Consider the following 397-nt stretch of genomic DNA (forward strand, 5'->3'; position numbering starts at 1 on the left):
GTCTCATAGATCGCCAATTGCCCGCCCGGCTTCAGCAGGCCGCTCACCGAGGCGAAGAAGCGCGCGATGTCGGGCATCCAGTTGAGCACACCGATGGTGATCAGCAGCAGGTCGAACTGACCGTTCAGCTCGGCCGGCAGCTCGTAGGCATTGGCTTCGACGAAACGCGGCTGATGCGGCGAGCGCTCGGCCAGTTGCCGCGCCTGGGCGAGGAAGGCGGCGGACTGGTCGATCCCCACCGCCCGCGCGACGCCGAAGGCGTACAGCGAAAGCACTTCCCGGCCGTTGTTGCAGCCGACCTGGACCGCCGCCTTGCCGGCCAGGTCCAGATTGCGCAGCACGCCAGCCAGGGTCTCGTCCAGGCAACTGAAGCCGGTTTCCTGTACCGCCAGCGACA

General features: G+C 67.0%; 1 protein-coding gene. It reads right to left on the reverse strand.

The features are described from left to right. Positions 1–397, reverse strand: a 397-nt coding sequence (locus tag EEB15_RS33510) for a bifunctional 2-polyprenyl-6-hydroxyphenol methylase/3-demethylubiquinol 3-O-methyltransferase UbiG (RefSeq protein ID WP_141514275.1), incomplete at both ends; no start/stop codon positions are given.

Source organism: Ramlibacter sp. WS9, assembly GCF_003797765.1.
GTDB lineage: Bacteria > Pseudomonadota > Gammaproteobacteria > Burkholderiales > Burkholderiaceae_C > Ramlibacter.